Origin of the sequence: Streptomyces harbinensis (genome assembly GCF_900116145.1) — a bacterium.
GTDB lineage: Bacteria > Actinomycetota > Actinomycetes > Streptomycetales > Streptomycetaceae > Streptomyces > Streptomyces carpaticus.
The window spans coordinates 1-16189 of sequence record NZ_FPAB01000004.1 but is presented as its reverse complement, the minus strand read 5'-3'; the positions used below and the strand labels follow the sequence as shown (position 1 = coordinate 16189).

The window sequence follows — 16189 nt, the reverse complement described above, 5'->3', positions numbered from 1 at the left end:
GGTGATTCCCCCCGACGCCAGGGCCGTCGGCATACCCTGGCCCGCATGAAACCCATCGGCGAACTCCAGGTGTCCGGGCTCTGCCTCAGCGGCAACTGCGCGGCACCACCCTGACACCGCAGGACCTCACACTCCCGGCCGAGGCCTCGGCTTAAGAGCCCTTTCCGCGTAGGGTCCCGCCATGGGGATAAGAGATCTACTTATCGAGGTCGCCAAGACCTGTAAACGGTCCGGCACAGTCACGAAGGACGACCCCGGTCAGCAGTTGCTCCGAGCGGCCGGCGACCGGCTGCGGGGGTCGCTGCCCTATGGGATGGTCGCAAAAGGGCACGGCGGACAGGGCGTTGTTCCCGTTACGCCATGGATCGGGATCCATGATTCCGTGGACGGTCGCTCGGGGGAGAGCGGGCTCTACCTCGCCTACATCGTCGCTGCCGACCGACGCACCGTCACCGTGACGCTGCAACAGGGTATTACCGCGATTCATAAGCAGCTCGGAGAAAGCAAGGGAAAGCGGCTCTTCATCTATCTGAGGCGTCGCACCGAAGCGTTCCGTCAGCTCCTTCCCGAGCATGCGCTGCGCGGGCTCACTGATACTCCGAAATTCCGTGACCCTAATGACAACTGGCGCCCACGCGCGTACGAGGAAGCCAGCATCGCCGCCATCACCTACGAGCTGGCGTTCCTCCCCGCCGAGGCCGATCTCTGCGCCGACCTGGGGATGATGGCCGGCGTGTTGAAGCTGGCCAAAGAGGCAGCGGTGCACATCCAAGAGAATTTCGCCGCGCCTGGTCCGGAGATCATGCTCGCCCCGGACTATCCACACGCCCCCGTCCTAGAAAGCGCGGACCACGGGCTGGACGAGTTTCGCCCCAAGGACAGCGACGCGTACGTCGCCCACATCTCCGCGCACCAGCAGATCAAGCGGCGAGATCACGAGAAGTTGATCGCGGACTTCGGCCCCCACGCCCGCCAGCAGGGTTTCAAGCCCATCACGGAGAAGGCGCACCCTCGGGATATCATCCTGCGCCGCGATGACCAAGAGTGGATCGTCGAGGCCAAAGTCGTACGCAAGGGCAACAGAACGCTGGCCAGTCGAGAAGCCCTCAGTCAGCTCTTCGAATACCGCCACTTGCTCTACCGGGAACAGGGCCGCCCTACGCCCCATCTCCTCGGGCTCTTCAGCGAGGAGATGGGGGTATACGAGCCGTATCTCGAAGAACACGGCATCGCCTCGGTGTGGCCCACCCCTGACGGCTGGCGCGGCTCCGATCGGGCCGCCGCGTGGGGGATTGCCCAGCGGGGTGAGGGTCAGGGTTCGTAGCGGAAGAGGAGGTCGCGGACCCGGTGGCCCTTGTGGAGGCCCTGGGATTCGAAGCGGGTCAGGGGGCGCGTCGCCGGGCGGGGGGTGAAGGTGCCGGTGGGGGAGAGGTTGTGGAGGGCCGGGGTGGCGGTGAGGACCTCCAGCATCCAGTCGGCGTACGGTTCCCAGTCCGTCGCGCAGTGCAGCAGGGCGCCCGGGGCCAGGCGGGTCAGGGCCAGGTCCACGAACTCGCGCTGGATGATGCGGCGTTTGTGGTGGCGCTTCTTCGGCCAGGGGTCGGGGAAGAAGACGCGCAGGCCGGCCAGGGAGGACGCGGGGAGCATCTCGCGGAGCAGGATGATGGCGTCCCCGTTGGCCACCCGGATGTTGGTGAGGCCGCGCTGTTCGGCCAGGCGCAGCAGGTTGCCCTGGCCGGGGGTGTGGACGTCCACCGCCAGGATGCCGGTGTCCGGGTCGGCCGCCGCCATCTCGGCGGTGGCCTCGCCCATGCCGAAGCCGATCTCCAGCACCACCGGCCGGCCGGAGAAGAGGGTGGGCAGGTCGAGGACGGAGTCGCCGTCGACCTCCACGCCCCAGTGGGGCCAGTGGCGCAGCAGGGCCTCCCGCTGGGCGGTGGTCACCCGGCTGCGGCGGGGCTGGAAGCTGCGGATGCGGCGTTCGTGGCGGTTTCCGGCGGGGTCGGCCGCCGGGCCGGCGCCCGGCTCGAACATGGAGCGGGGGGTGCCGGACATCGGAGCGTGTGGTTCATTGGACACAGTGGTTCGATGGTACGTCCGGGGCCGACTGTGACGCGGGTCATACCCCGCAGCGGCCGTTACCGGCCATGACAGGGGCCAGTGCCCCTGTCATGTGCGATTTCACGCTGGAGCAGCCAGGAGCGGACGGGCCTGCTCCTGGAGTTCTTTGACCAGCGGTTCGTTACCGTACGGAGCCAGCCGGTGCAGTAAGTCACGGACGTAGTCGGTGGTCCGCGCCGAGGAGATCCGCCCCGCCACCTCCACCGCCCGGGCACCCACGGCGACCGCCGCGTCCAGATTGCCGGATTCCAGCTCCGCCACGGCCGCGACCACCAGCCGCAGCCCGTGCGAGCGGACGAACTCCTCGGTGGGCTCCTTCAGCGCCCGCTCGGTGAAGCGCCGTACCTGGCCGGGGAGTTTGAGGTCGCTGTAGCACTCGGCCGCGTCGGCGGCCAGCCGGTCGTAGGCGTAGAACGACAGCCAGCTCGGGTCGCCGTCCCCGGGCCGGGAGCGCTCCAGCCAGCCCTCGGCGGCGGACAGTGCCGAGCCGCAGCCGGCCGCGTCGTTCGCCTTGGCCAGCGCCCTGGCCTCCACCAGGTGGAAGAAGCTCATGGTGCGGGCGGTGGCCAGCGAGCGGTTGCGTTCCAGGGCGGCCTGGGCCAGGTCCACGCCTTCCTCGGCGAAGCCCCGGTAGGTGGCCTGGAGCGACATGGACGCCAGGACGTACCCGCCCAGCGGTACGTCGGCCGCGGCCTTCGCCAGCCGCAGCGCCTGGATGTAGTAGCGCTGGGCGGCCTCCTGCTGTCCGGTGTCGAAGGCCATCCAGCCGGCCAGCCGGGTGAGTTCGGCGGTGGCCCGGAAGAGGGACCGGCCCACCTCGTCGCTGTAGCTGCCCAGCAGCAGCGGGGCGGCGTCGGTGCGCAGGCACTCGGGCACCATGGAGGAACGCCAGTCGCCGCCGCCGTACTTGGAGTCCCAGCGGCGGGCTTCCTCGGCGGCTTCCTGGAGCTTGGAGACGTCCGAGTGCCCGACCCGGCCCCAGCCGCCCTCCCGGGGGCGTTCCGTCTCGCGGGTGACGGTGGCGTCGGCCGGGCGTATGAGCCAGCGGGAGACGGGGGTGGCGTAGGCGCTGACCGCGAAGGAGCCGGCCAGCGACTGCCAGATGCCCTTGCCGGGCGAGGAGTCGAGACGGTACAGCTCGGTGGCCGACTCGACGGCGTGGGCGACCTTGCGCGGGAACGCCAGGCCGACCTCGGGGGCCGGGTCGGTGTCCGCGAGGCCGATCTCGTGCAGTGGCACGGGCCGGCCGAGCTTGCTGCTGATGGCCGCCGCGATGAGGTGCGGGGCGGAGCCCTGGGGCACCATCCCCTTGGTCACCCATCGTGCGACGGATGTTTTGTCGTAGCGCAGAGTCAATCCCCGCTGCGAGCCGAGATCGTTGACCCGGCGCGCGAGGCCGGCGTTACTGATCCCGGCCAGGGCGAGAATCGTCCCCAGCTTCTCGTTCGGCCCGCGTGGCTCCCTGGACATCCGCGCACCCCTGACACACACCGACGCCTTCGCGAACCCAGCGTAGTTCGGTGCCTGCTGACCGTTAAGGGGTTTGTTCCCGGATGGCGGAATCATGTCCGTACACAGGTTCGAGCGCTTCCTCTCTCCCGGATTGTGCTCCGGGCATGTGGCCGTGCGCCCGGGTGTGCGCTCTGGGCAGCCGGCGGTGGTGGCGGTTCGATGGACAACGCGTGGGTCGGCCCGTTGGCCCTCTGGGTTCCGGCGGGCCGGGGGAGCCGCCGTCTCATTCCCCGCGGACGGCGGTCTGGTCCGGGAGACGACCAGCGTCTCCCGGACCACAACATCTTCTGCCCGTCGGGCGCCCTCGCCAACGGCCTTTCTCCAGCCAGAGTTTGGCCGAAAGACGCCGGTTTTCCGGGCACGGTACCGGAGCCGGTGATTTTGGCATGCCCACCCAACACCGCCCTGGGTATGTCCCGTTCACCGCGCTCCCATGGCAGCATGGGGCCTGAGGTCCAGTGGGGAGGCGGCGATGCGGTGGTTGGTCGGGTGGTGCGGCGCGGAGGCCAGTGCTGCCCGCGACATCCAGCCCCTGGGCGCGCACCTGCTGTGGGACGGCCCCGACCCGCTGTGGGCGGTCGGCGACTGGCGCCCCGACGAGATCCGCCTCGTCGTCGCGGAGGGTGACACCCATCTCGCGGTCTTCGGCTACTGCGGCGCCACCGACTCCCAGCTACGGCGCTCGCTGGTCGCCGCACGCGCCGGCGCACTGCGCCAGCTCACCCTGTGGCCCGGCAGCTACACCGCCGTCGCCCGCTTCGGCCGCCGCACCGTCATCCCCGCCGACCTCGCCGGCACCCGCCCCGTCTTCCACACCGGCTGGGCCGGCGGCACCGCCTACGCCACCGCCGCCCTGCCGCTCGCCGACCTCACCGAGGCCCAGCTCGACGTCCCGCATCTGGCGGCCGTGCTCGCCTGCCCCGACAGCCCCGAGGCGGTCGGCGACGGCACCCCGTACGCCGGCGTCAGCCGCGTCCCGCCCGGCCACGCGCTCATGCTGCGCGAGGGCGGCAGCCGCGACACCATCGACTACGAACCCACCGCCCCGCTCGTCGTCGCCGCCCCGCCGCTGGCCGGCGAGGATGCCATCGCCGGGGTCCGCGACGCCCTCGTCGAGGCCGTCCGCACCCGGCTCGCCGCCCCCCGGCACGCCGACCTGACCCAGGAGGGCGGCACCGCCCCCGGGGTCGGCGCCGACCTGTCCGGCGGCAGCGCCTCCGCCACCCTGGCCCTGCTGGCCGCCGGGCTGCCCGGCATGCCGGGCACGATCTTCGGCACCGGCGCCACCCAGGCCGGTGAACGCCTGCTCGCCGTCACCTTCAACGACCTGACCGGCGGCGGGAGTTCCTACGCCGAACTGGAACGGGCCCGGGTCATCGGCGAGAACCCCCGGCTGCACCACGTGGTGGTCACCGGCGGCGAGGAGGCCCTGCCGTACTCCGACCTCGACAGCGGCCCGCTCACCGACGAACCCGGCCCGTCCCTGGTCACCGCCGCCCGGCACCGGCACCGGCTGGCCGCAGGCAGCGCCGACCACCTCATCGGCAACGGCGCCCGGCAGGTGCTCGACGCCCACCCCGCCCGGCTGGCCGACCTGCTGCTGGACCGGCGCCGCCGCCATCTGCTGAGACCCGTCTCCGCGCTGGCCAAGGCGTCCTCGGACGGCCGCGGGCTGCTCGTCCCGTTCACCATCTACCGCGCGGCCCGCCGGCTGGCCCGCACCCCGTACCCGGAGGGCCTCACCAGCGCCGCGCTCCAGCTGCGCCGGCCGCCCGAGGACCTGCGCACCGGGGCGCTCGGCGCCTCCCTCGCCGCGCTGGCCTGGTGCCGCCCCGGCCCCGCCGCGCGCTGGCTGACCGGCGAGACCCTGGCGCAGGTGTCCGTACGGCTGGAGGCCGCCGCCGCCCGCCCGCACTCCGGCTCCAGCGCCGGCCGGCCCGGCGTGCGCCAGGCGCGCGCAGCGCTCGCCCGGCACGCCGCCGACCACCGGGTCTTCGAGCAGGCCACCGAGGTGCGCCACCAGCGCCTGCACGCGCCGTTCTACGACAACCAGGTGGTCCGCGCCTGCCAGGCGCTCCCGGAGAGCCTCCGCGTCCAGCCGGGAGCGCGCGCCCAGGTACTGCGCGCCGTCCTGGAGGGCGCGGGCGTACGCGAGCTGCCGCCCGGCTGGGGCACCGCGAGCCTCCCCGCGCCCACCGACCCGGTACGCACCGGGCTGCGCGCCAACATCGGCGACCTCGTCGACCTCTTCGACGCCCCGCTGCTGGCCGATGCCGGACTGATCGAGGCCCGCGTGGTGCGCAAGGCCCTGCGGGCCGCCACCGAGGGCGAACCGCTCCCGCTGGACGGCCTCACCGAACTGGTCGCCACCGAACTGTGGCTGCGCCGCCTGCTCACCCGGCGCGGCTCCTGCTGGACCACCGAGGGCCACCACGACCCGCGCGCCGTCACCAGCGGTGTCGGCCCCCTCGCCTGAGGCCGCCGGGCCCCCGCCCGGGCCGGGGCGCCGGCCCGGCGCCCCGGGCCCGGCCGCCCGCCGCCCGGCACCGGACAATGGAACCGTGCGGTTCTTCATCCTGGGCGCCACCGAGGCGCACGACGCGGACGGGCGCCCCATCCCGCTGGGCGGGCCCCGGGTGCGCGCCCTGCTCACCGCGCTCGCGCTGCGCGCCGACCGGCCGGGACCCGTCCCCGTCGACAGCCTCATCGCCGACATCTGGGCGGACGACCCCACCGCCGCCGGCCCCGCCGCCCGCGACCTCCCCCCGGCCGACGCGCCCGCCGCCCTCCAGGCCCTCGTCGGCCGGCTCCGCCGCGCCCTCGGCGACCGCCACCGGGACGCCGTCGTCCGCAGCGCCGCCCCGCCCGGGTACCGGCTCACCGCCGACCCGGACAGCATCGACCTCTTCCGCTTCCAGCGCCTGGTGCGCACCGCCGAGCGGCAGGACCCGGCCACCGAGGCCCGCACGTTGCGCGCGGCCCTCGCCCTGTGGCGCGGCCCCGTCCTCGCCGACCTCCCCGAGCCGGCCCGCCGCCCCGTCGCCGCCCGGCTGGAGGCCCTGCACCGCACCGCCCGCCGCCGCCGTGCCGCCGCCGACCTCGCGCTCGGCCCCGCCGAACCGCTGCTGCCGGAGCTGCGCGAACTGATCGACGCCGACCCGCTCGACGAGCCGGCGCACGCCCTGTACATCCGCGCCCTGCGCGCCGCCGGGCGCCCGGCGCAGGCGCTCGCGGCGTACGAGACGGTCCGCACCACCCTCGCCGACCGCCTCGGCACCACCCCGGGGCCCGAGCTGACCGCCCTGTACGCCGAACTCCTCACCCCGGGCGAGCCCGCCCCACCCGCCCCACCCGGCACCCCCGCCACCCGCCCGCCCGAGCCCGAGCCCGAGCCCGCACCCGCACCCGCGCCGCCCGCCGGAAACGTACGGGCCCGGCTCACCAGCTTCGTCGGCCGCGAGAGCGACCTCGCCGCCCTCCGCACCGACCTGCGCCACGCCCGCCTCATCACCCTCACCGGCGCCGGCGGCTCCGGCAAGACCCGGCTCGCCGAGCACACCGGCCTCACCGTCACCGACTACCCCGACGGCGTGTGGATCGCCGAACTCGCCAAGCTCGACCACCCCGGCGCCGTCCCCGGCGCCGTGCTCTCCGCACTCGGCCGCCGCGAGACCACCCTGGTCCGCGGCGCCTCCGGCACCGACCCGCACCACGACCCCGCCGAACGCCTCCTGGAGTACTGCGCCGGCCGCCGCCTGCTGCTCATCCTCGACAACTGCGAACACGTCATCACGGCCGCCGCCACCCTCGCCGAGACCCTCCTCACCCACTGCCCCCGCCTCACCGTCCTCGCCACCAGCCGCGAACCCCTCGGCGTCCCGGGCGAACTCGTCCGCCCCGTCGAACCCCTCCCGCTCGCCTCCGCCCACCGGCTGTTCACCGAACGCGGCGCCGCCGTACGCCGCGACGCCCCCGACGACGACGCCGCCGTCGCCGAGATCTGCCGCCGCCTGGACGGCCTCCCGCTCGCCATCGAACTCGCCGCCGCCCGGCTGCGCTCCCTCACCCCGCGCCAGATCGCCGCCCGCCTGGACGACCGGTTCCGGCTGCTCACCAACGGCTCCCGCACCGTCCTGCCCCGGCAGCAGACCCTGCGCGCCGTCGTCGACTGGTCCTGGGACCTCCTGGAGGAGCCCGAACGCACCGTCCTGCGCCGGCTGTCGGTGTTCGCCGGCGGCTGTACGCTCCCGGCCGCCGAAGCCGTCGTCGCCGACGGCGCCACCGTCCCCCGCGACCAGGTCCTCGGCATCCTCGGCTCGCTCGTCGACAAGTCCATCGTGCTGGCCGACACCACCGACCCCGCCACCGGCGTCCGCTACCGCATGCTGGAGACTATCCACGAGTACGCCGCGGGACGCGCCGCCGAGCACCCCGCCGACCGCGCCGCCACCCGGGCCCGGCACACCGCCCACCTGCTGCGCTTCCTGGCACAGGCCGCGCCCCGGCTGCGCGGCCCCGCCCAACTGGGCTGGCTGGCCCGGGTCGAGGCCGACCTGGACAACATCCGCGCCCTCCTCACCCGCGCCCTGCGGGCCGGCGACCGCGACACCGCGGGGCGCGCCGTCCTCCACATGGGCTGGTTCTGGTACCTGCGCAACTACCGCTCCGAGGGCCACGAATGGATCCGGCTCACCCTCGAACTCGATCCGCACGCCGCCGACGACGACCGGCCGACCCCGGGCCCCGGGGAGCCCTGGCCGGACGACCCCCGCTACCTCCACCGGCTCGAACTGCGCCTGCTGTCCGCCTTCCTCCTCGCCGACCAGCACCCGGGCAGCCTCGACCTCACCGACGAGAGAATGCACCGCCACGCCCGGCGCATGTACACCGCGTTCGGCGAGACCGTGCCCGAACGCGGCTACCGCTTCCCCGGCATGCTGTGGCCGTTCACCGGCTTCCTCCTCGGCGAGACCTTCCCGGCCGTCGCCGCCCGCATGACCCGGGCCATCACCCAACTGCGCCGCGCCGACCCCGCCGAGGACCGGTCGTGGGAGCTGGCCGTCATGCTCCTCTTCCGCTTCCGGGTCTCCCTCGAAGTGCCCGGCGCGCACGCCGTGGGCGGTCTGCGCACCCCGCGCGCCCTGTCGGACCTCGCCGAACTCGAAGCGCTCGCCCACCGGGTGGGGGACCGCTGGCTCAGCTGCCAGACCTACGGCCTGCGCGGCGACTACGCCTCCTTCACCGGCGACTACCCCACCGCCGCGGCCGAGTTCGACAAGGCCATCAGCATCGCCGAGGAGGTCGGCGCGCACGCCGAGACCCCGTTCTTCACCGTGCGGCTGGCCGAGGCGACCTACCACTCCGGCGATCCGCACCGCGCCCGCGCACTCCTCGACGAGGTCTCCGTACGCGCCCAGCGGCTCGGGCTGCGCGACTGCCTCGGCATCGCCGACTACCTGGGCGCCGTCATGGCCCTGGAGCTCGGCGACCCGGCCACCGCCCGCACGCTGCGCGAGCGCTCCGTGAGCAACCTCAAGGGCGGCACCCCCACCCCCATGTTCCAGGTGATCATGGGCATCCTCACCAGCCGGCTGCTGCTCGCCGAGGGCGCGCCGTGGCGGACCGCGCTCGCCGAGGTGCACACCGCCCTCTCCTACGGCACCCTGATGGGCTGCCCCGATCTGCTGCTGAGCCAGCTGCTGCTCGCCGCCGCCGCCGTGGTGACCGAGGGCGGCGAACCGGCCGTCGCCCGCCGCCTGCTGGCCGGCGTCCACGCCCTGCGCGGCGACCTCCCGCTGACCCCGCCGGAGGAGCGCGTCCTGCGCCGGGTGACGCGGGCGGTGGCCGGGGCAGGACCCGGCGCGGCCGACGAGGCGCCGCTGGTGGACGGCGCCGAGACGCTGGCCGTCCTCACCGCGCTGCTGCCGGTCAGCGACAGCTGATCTCCGAACGCGCCCAGTCGGCCAGCGCCAGCGTGCTCAGCGGCCCGTCCGGTGTGGTCTCCAGCCGCAGGACCGACACCCCGTTCAGCGGCACCTCCACCGGCACCGCCTCGTCGCCGCTGCGGATCACCTCCGAACGCCACAGCCGCTCGCCGTCCCCGTACACGCTGAACACCGCGGAGCCCAGGCCCAGGTTCATGTCGTCCATCCCGGCCACCGCGCGGTAGGAGACACAGGCGCGGTTGAGGTCGATGGTCACCGAGGAGCGCCCGCCGACCGTGATGCCGTGCGGGTACGATCGCCCGCCGATCGACACCTGGTCGCGCTGCCACACCCAGCCGCTCTCCCAGAGCCGGATCGCCGGCTCGGTGCCGTCGCTGAACAGGTCGAAGGCGAGCGTACGCAGCTGGTACGGCTCGGGGTCCGGCTCGGGCTCGGGTTCCGGTTCGGGTTCCGGTTCGGGTTCCGGCTCGGGCTCGGGCTCGGGCTCGGGCTCGGGTTCCGGGGCGGGCGGCTCCGGTACGGGATCGGGCTCGGGCTCCGGGTCCGGCGCGGGTTCGGGGTCGGGCGCGGGCGTGCGCTCCGGCTCGGGCTCCGGCGCGGGCGCCGGGGCGGGTGGCGCCGGGTCCGGTACGGGATCGGGCTCCGGTTCGGGCTCCGCCGGGGGCTCCTCGGCGGCCGGCGGCATCACCGGAGCGGCCGGTGGCGGGTCGGACGCGCGCGGCGGCTGCTCCTCGGCCGAACCGCCGATCAGCGCCACGGCCAGCACGGCCGCCGCCGCGACCACCACCACCCCGGTGGCGGCCCCGGCCTTCGCCGACGACCCGAACCCCTCGGCGGCCACCGCGCCACCGCCCTTGGCCCCCGCCGCGCCGACCCCGCCGGCCGCCGCCGCGGCGCTCGCCGAGGCACCCGCCCCGCCCGCTCCCAGCAGCAGCGCGCCGAGCTTGCCCGAGGAGCCCGCCGCGAACCAGCCGATGACCGCGATCGGCAGCACCGTACGGATCGTCTCGTTCAGGTCCTTCACCTCGGAGGCCGCCAGCCGGCACCGGGCGCACTCCTCCAGATGCTTGCGCAGCCCGCGCTCCGCCCGCATCCGCAGCTTGCCCCGGGCGAACGCCCCCAGCCGGTCGGCGAACCGCGCGCAGTCCCCGCCGTCGTCCACCCGCACATGGCCCACGTGGGCCTGGAGATACGCCTGCTTGAGCCCTTCCCTGGCCCGGTGCGCGAGCACCGCCGCCGCGTTCGGCGTCAGCCCCAGCAGCGGCGCCACCTCCTGCGGCGACGCCTCCTCGACGGCCGTGTGCCACAGCACGGTCTGCCAGCGCTCCGGCAGCGAACGGAACGCCTGGACGGCCAGCGACGCCTCGGCCTCGCGCATCGCCAGCACATCGGGGCCCAGATCGAGGGTGTCCTCCTCGCTGGCGCGCGCCCCCGCCGCCGTCACCGCGAACACCGCGAAGTCCTCGACCAGTTGCTCGCGCCGGGCGGACCGCGCCCAGTCGGCGGCCACCCGCCGCACCGCCGTCAGCAGGTACGCGCGCACCGCCGTGTCCGGACCGGCGCCGCCACGTACCGCCTGGAGCGTGGCCGCGAAGACCTCGTTGGTCAGATCGTCGGCCGTGTCGGCGTCCCGGCAGCAGGTACGGGCGTACCGGCGCACCGCGTCCCGGTGGCGCCGGTACAACTCGTCGTACGCCGCCGCGTCCCCCTGCCGCATCCGCTCGACCAGCTCGATGTCGGCCGGCCCCACGGCCCGGTCCTCCGCGTCCCGGCCGCCCGTGTCCCGGCTCTCGTCCCCGGTCCCGGTCGCGGTCCCGGCCGCGGCCCCGCCGTCCTCCGCGTCGGTGGCCGGCGCGCCCGGAGGGCCGTCCGCCGGGGCGGGCTCCCGCTGCCGGGGCACCTTCGAACCCTCCACAAGCCCTTCGCGCTCTCCCGAACTCTCCTGAGCCCCGCCGGTGTCAGCACTCATACGAAGGAAAGCCCCCCGGTATTGACATACGTGTCAGCGACAGGGGTCAGGTTGCCACACCTTCGGCCCACAGCGGTCGGAGTCGACCCCGGAACCACCCTTCCGAGGGGTCGCGCGAACACACATCAGTCACGTGCCGGGGCGCAGACCGCGCAGCAGAACCTCCAACAAGCGCTCTGCGGCGTCCTCTTGACGCTGCTGATCCGCGAGCCGCGGTGGCGCGGCGGCGATCACCAGCATCACGTCCGCAACCGTGACATCCGCCCGCAACTCCCCGGCCGAGCGCGCCCGTTCCACCAACTGCCCCACCGTCCCCAGCAACTCGGCGGCCCCCCGGCGCTCACCGCCCGGATGCCCGGCCGGACCTTCCCCGCCCGGCGCACCCTCCGCGCCCGGGCCGCTCTCCACGGCGCCCTCCGCGCCGCCCGCGCCGTCCCCCGCGCGCTCCCAGCACCCCCGCTGCCGCGGCACCCGCTCCGCGCCGCGCTCCTCCGCCGGGGCCAGCCACCACAGCTCCGGCGGGAGCAACCGCCCCGAACCCGAGGCGGCCGACCCCCGCACGAACCCTTCGAGCCCCCGCCACGGCTCACCCGCCGACGCCACCGCCAGCGCCTCCGCCGCCCGCTCCGTCAGCCACCGGGTCTGCTCCTCCGCGATGTACCGCACCAGGGCCTCCTTGTTGGGAAACCGCCGGTACACCGTGCCGACCCCGACCCGGGCCCGCCGCGCCACCTCCTCCATCGGCGCGCCGTACCCCTGCTCCCCGAAAACGTCGCGCGCCGCGCTCAGCACATGGCGCAGATTGCGCTGCGCGTCCACCCGTAAGCCCCCGGCCCGGCCCCCACCCGCGCGCCGCCCGCTCTCGTCGTCCGTCCGCATCATGTCCGTCAACCCCCGTCAGCACGGACGCCCCCCTACAGAACGCCCCTCGGCCATCTGTCCCACGAACATAGTTGAGGCCACCGGCACTGAGAACCACGGCACCGCCACCCGCCGGAGCCCCGCGATCGCACAGTGCGACCGTCCGGCCCGTCCACCGCCCGTTCGGCGCAGCATCGCGTCCGACCTGTGGACAACACGGCCCCGGCACGTGCCTCATGGACAGGTGACCAAGGACGCCACGAAGCCCCCGCACATCCTGATCATCGGTGGCGGCTCGGTGGGCCTCTACACCGCCCACCGCCTCCAGCGGCACCTGCGGCGCGAGCTCGGCCGCGGCGACGTCCGCATGACCATGGTCAGTCCCGATCCCTACATGACCTACCAGCCCTTCCTCCCCGAAGCCGCCGCCGGGAACATCTCGCCCCGGCACGTCGTCGTCCCGCTGCGCCGCGTGCTCAACCGCTGCCGCTTCGTGACCGGTGAGGTCACCAGCATCGACACCGCCCGCCGGGTGGCCACCATCAGGACCGCCGCCGCCCGCGACAGCGGCGGGCCGGCCATGGAGATCAGCTACGACGAACTCGTCCTCGCCCCCGGATCGATCTCCCGGGTGCTGCCCATCCCCGGGCTCGCCGCGCACGGCATCGGTTTCAAGACCGTCGAGGAGGCCATCGGCCTGCGCAACCACGTCCTCGAACAGCTGGACATCGCCTCCTCCACCCGCGACACCGCCATCCGCCAGGCCGCCCTGACGTTCGTCTTCGTCGGCGGCGGGTACGCGGGCGTGGAGGCGATGGCGGAGCTGGAGGACATGGCGCGCTACGCCTGCCGCTACTACCCGAATCTGCGGCCGGAGGAGCAGAAGTGGATGCTCATCGAGGCGACCGACCGCATCCTGCCGGAGGTCGGGACCGAGATGGGCCGGTACACGGTGCGGGAACTGCGCGGCCGGAACATCGACATCCGGCTGTCCACCCGGCTGGAGACCATCGAGGACCGGGTGGCGGTGCTCAGCGACGGCTCCCGCTACCCGACCCGCACCCTGGTGTGGACCGCCGGCGTGAAGCCGCACCCGGTGCTGGCCGACTGCGGCGTGCCGCTGGACGAGCGGGGCCGGATCCGCTGCACCGCCGAGCTGCGGGTGCTGGACACCCCGCATGTGTGGGCGGCCGGCGACAGCGCCGCCGTGCCGGACCTCACCGCGGACGACCCGACCGCGCTGTGCGCCCCCAACGGCCAGCACGCGGTGCGCCAGGGCCGGCACATCGCCCGCAATCTGCTGGCGACGCTGCGTGGGGGTACGGTGACGCCGTACCGGCACGCCTATGTGGGGTCGGTCGCATCACTGGGACTGCACAAGGGCGTGGCACAGGTGTACGGGCGGAAGCTGAAAGGCTTCCCCGCCTGGTTCATGCACCGTACATACCATCTGAACAAGATGCCCACGATCAACCGCAAGGCGCGCGTCGTCGCGGAATGGACCCTTGCGGGATTGTTCAAACGTGAGATTGTCTCTCTCGGCTCCCTGGAACACCCGCGAGCCGAGTTCGAGGAGGCAGCCGGCGGCATCCCCCGACCGGACCGCCCCTGACGCCCGCATGGGACCATGAGTGGGCGGCGGCTCACACAAGACGACGAATGATCGGATGGCAGTGAACTTGACGCGCTGGAGTATCCGGCTGCCCGGAGCGCAGCGGCGCAACGCCGCGGCCCGCGCGGAGACGGGCAGTGTTCCCGCGGCGCGCACGGAGCCCCAGCCGGCGCCCCCCGCACCGCCGGGCACCGGGCGCGGTGTCGACGCCGCCGCCGTCCACGAACTGCTCGGCCAGGTGCCGGCCCCGGTCGCCGTCGTCCACGGCTCCGAACACCGCCTCGTCTACACCAACGATGCGTACACCACCGCCTTCGGTTCCCGCGACGCCGGAAACCCGGCCCGCGAGACCCTGGCCGAACTGGTCGACGTCGGGTTGCTGCCCCTCATGGACCAGGTACGGCGCAGCGGCACCTCCCGCACCCTGAAGTCGCGCCGCGTCGCCTCGGCCGGCCGGGACGCCGTGTACACCTTCACCTGCACCCCGGTCGAACTCCTCACCCCCGAGGAAGCCACCACCGCCCCCGGCGTCCTGGTCTTCGCCTCCGACGTCACCGACCAGGCCGCCTCGGCCGAACGGCTGCGGGAGAGCGAGAGCCACCAGCGCGAGGCCGCTGTCACCCTCCAGCGCAGCCTGCTGCCGCAGAAGCTCGAACAGCCCGACGACCTGCGCGTCGCCGCCACCTACCAGCCCGGCGGCATCGACGCGGCGGTCGGCGGCGACTGGTACGACGTGATCACCCTCGGCGCCGGCCGCACCGCCGCCGTCATCGGCGACGTGATGGGCCGCGGGGTACGCGCCGCCGCCGTCATGGGCCAGCTGCGCACGGCGGTCCGGGCGTACGCGCGCCTGGACCTGCCGCCGCACGAGGTGATCCAGCTGCTGGACGGACTGGCCGGCGAGATCGCCCCGAGCCAGATCGCCACCTGCGCCTACACCGTCTACGACCCCAATGAGGGCACGCTGACGTACGCCTCGGCCGGTCATCTGCCGCTGATCGTGCGCGACGCCGACGGCGAGGTACGCCGGGTCACCGGCCCGACGGGGCCGCCGCTGGGCACCGGGGGCTGGCTGCACACCTCCGGCTCGGTGCCGTTCGGGCCGGGCGCCAGCGCCGTGCTGTACACGGACGGCCTGGTCGAGCGGCGCGACGCGGACATCGACGTGGGCCTCACCGCCCTGGAGCGCGCGTTCGCCGGCTCGGGCGACAGCCCGCAGATCGTGTGCGACCGGCTGCTGCGCGCCCTGGGCATCACCGGCGACCACGACGACGACGTGGCGGTGCTGGTGCTCGCCTGCCCCGAGCGGGAGGGCGAGGAGGCGGATCTCTTCCGGGGCGCCGCCCTGGAACTGCTCGGCGGTGTCGAGGCGGCCTCGCGGGCCCGCGCCTTCGCGGAAGGCGTGCTGACCAGCTGGCGCTTCCCCGAGGAACTGCGCGAGCTGGGGGTGCTGACCGCCAGCGAACTCGTCGGCAACTCCCTCAAGCACGGCAAGGCCCCGATGCGGCTGCGGCTGCGCAGGACCGACCGCCGGCTGATCGTCGAGGTGACGGACGGGGACGAGCATCTGCCGCGCCGGCAGCAGGCGGACGCGGCGGACGAGACGGGCCGGGGCATCGCCGTGGTGGCCACGATCGCCACGGAATGGGGCTCCCGGCGGCTGCCGGAGGGCGGCAAGGCCGTGTGGGCCGAGTTCGAGTTGACGTGACGCGGGCCGGCGCGTAACGTTCTCCGAGCTGTCCACCCCCGGAGGTTTTCCCCGGAGGCGGGTCAGCACGTCTCGCCGCCGGCGGTCGCACGATCACCGGAGCGGCACCCACTCGTAAGAGATCGAACCCGTGAGGGGCCTTATTCGGCATGTCCGAATTCGGTTCCGAACCCCGGATTTTGAATCCGGCGGGGGAATCCCCTAAAGTGGTGGACACGCCGGAGGGCGCAAAACTCAAAGGCTTAACTCCCCCCAGCGGGGGCCAAGTTCGAGAAATCGGATGTGGTAAGCTGGGAAACACGAAGGGAAAGCCCGGAGGGGCCCGAGAGGGAACCAAAGGAAGCATCCGTTCCTTGAGAACTCAACAGCGTGCCAAATAGTCAATGCCAGATTATTTACTGAGTCTGCATCTCGACCTCGTCTGAGGTGCAGCATTTAAGCGAGGATTTTCCTTGCTCTTA

At 73.7% G+C, this 16189-nt stretch carries 9 protein-coding genes; 5 read left to right on the top strand and 4 right to left on the bottom strand.

Annotated elements, in window-relative coordinates:
- Positions 1-181: 181 nt before the first annotated feature.
- Positions 182-1324, top strand: coding sequence for an MrcB family domain-containing protein (locus tag BM385_RS11410; protein WP_078575775.1), 1143 nt, complete (start codon positions 182-184; stop codon positions 1322-1324).
- Here BM385_RS11410 and trmB read toward each other — a convergent pair.
- Positions 1312-2055, bottom strand: coding sequence for a tRNA (guanosine(46)-N7)-methyltransferase TrmB (gene trmB, locus BM385_RS11405; protein WP_093842981.1), 744 nt, complete (start codon positions 2053-2055; stop codon positions 1312-1314). The genes BM385_RS11410 and trmB overlap by 13 nt on opposite strands.
- Before the next feature lie 126 nt (positions 2056-2181).
- Entirely contained in the window at positions 2182-3591 is a 1410-nt protein-coding gene (locus BM385_RS11400) for an NsdA family TPR-like regulatory protein (protein WP_026047107.1), read from the bottom strand.
- Between the two features lie 514 nt (positions 3592-4105).
- Here BM385_RS11400 and BM385_RS11395 point away from each other — a divergent pair.
- Together BM385_RS11395 and BM385_RS11390 are read left to right on the top strand one after the other, a co-directional pair.
- Positions 4106-6109: an asparagine synthase-related protein gene (locus tag BM385_RS11395; protein WP_093842980.1), complete on the top strand. Its 2004-nt coding sequence runs from the start codon at positions 4106-4108 to the stop codon at positions 6107-6109.
- Positions 6110-6194: 85 nt separating this feature from the next.
- The gene (locus BM385_RS11390) at positions 6195-9575 is read left to right on the top strand and encodes an AfsR/SARP family transcriptional regulator (RefSeq protein WP_093842979.1); all 3381 of its coding nucleotides are present in this window, start codon (positions 6195-6197) and stop codon (positions 9573-9575) included.
- On the opposite strand, the gene BM385_RS11385 is transcribed toward BM385_RS11390, so the two are convergent.
- Complete coding sequence (locus BM385_RS11385; protein ID WP_254791521.1) at positions 9562-11547, bottom strand: sigma-70 family RNA polymerase sigma factor; 1986 nt, start codon at positions 11545-11547, stop codon at positions 9562-9564. The genes BM385_RS11390 and BM385_RS11385 overlap by 14 nt on opposite strands.
- A 129-nt stretch (positions 11548-11676) precedes the next feature.
- Positions 11677-12429, bottom strand: a complete 753-nt coding sequence (locus tag BM385_RS11380; protein ID WP_093842977.1) for a helix-turn-helix domain-containing protein — start codon at positions 12427-12429, stop codon at positions 11677-11679.
- Positions 12430-12652: 223 nt separating this feature from the next.
- Between BM385_RS11380 and BM385_RS11375 the strand changes: the two genes are divergently transcribed.
- Positions 12653-14020, top strand: a complete 1368-nt coding sequence (locus BM385_RS11375) for an NAD(P)/FAD-dependent oxidoreductase (RefSeq protein WP_019431888.1) — start codon at positions 12653-12655, stop codon at positions 14018-14020.
- Between the two features lie 61 nt (positions 14021-14081).
- Positions 14082-15728 (top strand): ATP-binding SpoIIE family protein phosphatase, encoded by a 1647-nt coding sequence (locus BM385_RS11370; protein ID WP_093842975.1) that lies wholly within the window; start codon positions 14082-14084, stop codon positions 15726-15728.
- Positions 15729-16189 lie beyond the last annotated feature (461 nt).